This window comes from Luteibacter sp. (assembly GCF_051958795.1).
Lineage (GTDB): Bacteria > Pseudomonadota > Gammaproteobacteria > Xanthomonadales > Rhodanobacteraceae > Luteibacter.
Genome location: NZ_JBQCFT010000433.1, coordinates 1 through 2,223 on the forward strand (window position 1 = coordinate 1; position 2,223 = coordinate 2,223).

Annotated in this window: 2 protein-coding genes; one reads left to right on the plus strand and one right to left on the minus strand. The window is 65.5% G+C overall.

All coding sequences use genetic code 11. From position 1 onward, the window contains the following. The coding region (locus ACTHLF_RS21485; RefSeq protein ID WP_440330313.1) for a GNAT family N-acetyltransferase at positions 1-534 on the plus strand (534 nt) is incomplete at its 5' end. 18 nt (positions 535-552) lie between these two features. Here ACTHLF_RS21485 and ACTHLF_RS21490 read toward each other — a convergent pair. Further along, on the minus strand, positions 553-2,223 hold a 1,671-nt coding region (locus ACTHLF_RS21490; RefSeq protein WP_440330315.1), incomplete at its 5' end, for a hypothetical protein.

Genomic DNA, 2,223 nt, shown 5'->3' on the forward strand with positions numbered 1-2,223 from the left:
GACGCTGCGTTACATACGTTCGATACGCCCGAGTCGATGCCTGAGTATTGCCGGCTGATGCACGAGGTTTACGCGCGCACGTGGCACCACGACGACCTGCCGACGCAATGGGATCATCCAGCGCGGGTCGCGTTGTTCCAGCGGCTGGCGGCGTCAGGGCACATCATCGGCCATGTAGTCGTGCGCGACGGCCGGCCGCTGGCTTACGTGCATGGCTACCGCGTGGCCGGGACGTACCTGGTCGACGACCTCGGCTACGACGAGGAGATCGCGAAGGTCGGCATCGGCTCGGTCGCGGTATTCCAGGCCATCACGGCCTTGCTCGATCGCTTCCCGGGCGAGCGGGTCAGCTTCGGCTACGGCGACAACCAGTACAAGCGCCTTCTCGCGACGCACAACGAGCCCTGCGGCTCGTTGTACGTCGTTCGCTCAACCCGCGCGACCGCGGGCTTCCACGTCTATGGCCCCGTGCGCTGGCTATATCGCGGCCTGCATCGCGTCCGCGAAGACATGCGGGCGCGCAAGCGCGGTTGAGGGGCCGGTGGCCGCCCGTCATCGGGTCAGCGTGAAATTATCGAGTTGTGCGATCACGCGCTCGGATACGCCGGTGGTGTCCTTGCGCACCACGATCGAACCGATGGTGGCCCCGTAATCCATCGAATGCAGGTGGATCCAGAGGCCGGGCAGGCCGCTAAGCGGGACCGTGTAGGCCGCTTCACCGATGGCCTCGCCCTTCGTATCGAAGATATCGATGTGCACCAGCGAGCCGTTACCGCCCGAGCCGTTGGCGCCATAGCCGAACCGAACGGACGTGCAGGGCACCGCAAATTCGATGCGGATTGCGGCACGTTCATCGGCCGAACAGAGGAAGGTGCCCTCATGAAACGGAGGGACGCCATCATGGCCGCCACGGACGGTCCAACGCCCGTCGACGGGCGTGAAGGTGATGTACGGTCGCTTCAGCTGGTCGATCCGGCGATAGCTCAGGCCGTTGAGGTTGTCGATCACCACGGACGGCGGCGATACGGTCTTCTGCACGCGTAGCTCGAGCGCCGCCGACTCGAGTGTATGGATGCACTCGCGGCGTGGACCCTCCGGGGTTTCGAGTTCCACGAAGGTCTTCACCTGGTAGCAGACCCGAAGCATGCCGCCATCGAGCGGGAGCACTTCGCTCGGCGGGACAGGGAACGTCAGGCCTTCATGCGCGCGAGCCTCGTTACCGGTGGCCTTGTCGGTATAGTTGATTTCGGTGCCATCGGGGCATGTGCCCGACCAGAAGAGCTGGCACTCGTCGTCATCGGCGAGACCCGGCCACGGCGGGACCTCGACAACCACGCCGCCGTCGGCGAGGACAGGGTCGAGCACGGCGCCTTCTGCCTGTTGGATCTTGGGCGCGGCGAAGCGTCCCAATGGGCCGACGACGTCGATGCGGCGACGAAACGATGGTCGCATCGCCTCCTCGTAGCCGTAGGTCGTGTAGTGGAAGGTGCAGCACCCGCCAGCCGCGCGCCTCAGGATGTCGAGGGGAACGGGGATGTCGAGCGTCTGTCCATCGCGCCCGAGCCGGAGCAGCGGCGACGACCACGACTCCGCCTTGCCGGTGGGCATGATGGACGCGCAGTGAAGGATCACCCGGTCACCGATCTTTGCGAAATGTCCCTCGGCACGGATGAGGACTTCCTCGCGGCGCGTATCCATCACGCGATACACGTGGCCCGCATCGTCTTCGGTGCCCTCGAGCCAGGGCGTTGGCGCGAACGACCCGCTGACACGCAGCGGCGCATAGACGGTGGGCGCCCAGCGCGAGGTAGGGTCCGCCACATTGAGGACACGCCAGCTGATGCGAACGTCGCGCATGGCCTCAAGGCCTTTGAACGGCGACGGGATGCTGGCGACGATCGGTGATCCCACCTGTTCCGTGGTGAGGGGTTCCAACGCGATGAAGCGGTTTTCCCAGGCGACGACGATGCGGTCCCCCTCCGCCATGCCGACGTACGGAGGAATCTCAATCGTCGCCCGCGGCCGACCGCTGCGCCGGAACGAGGTGAGGCTGGCAGCGGGAAGCCCGGGCGCAATGAACGGATGCTTGTCGCCCATCGACCGGCTGTCCGGGCCGTCCAGGGTGCGACGAGTACGACGCCTTCTAAAAGTACCAAAGCCATTCATGGCATGGATCTCCAGGATGAGTGTTTTAGTTGATGGCGGGCGCTGTCGCGGCAGCGC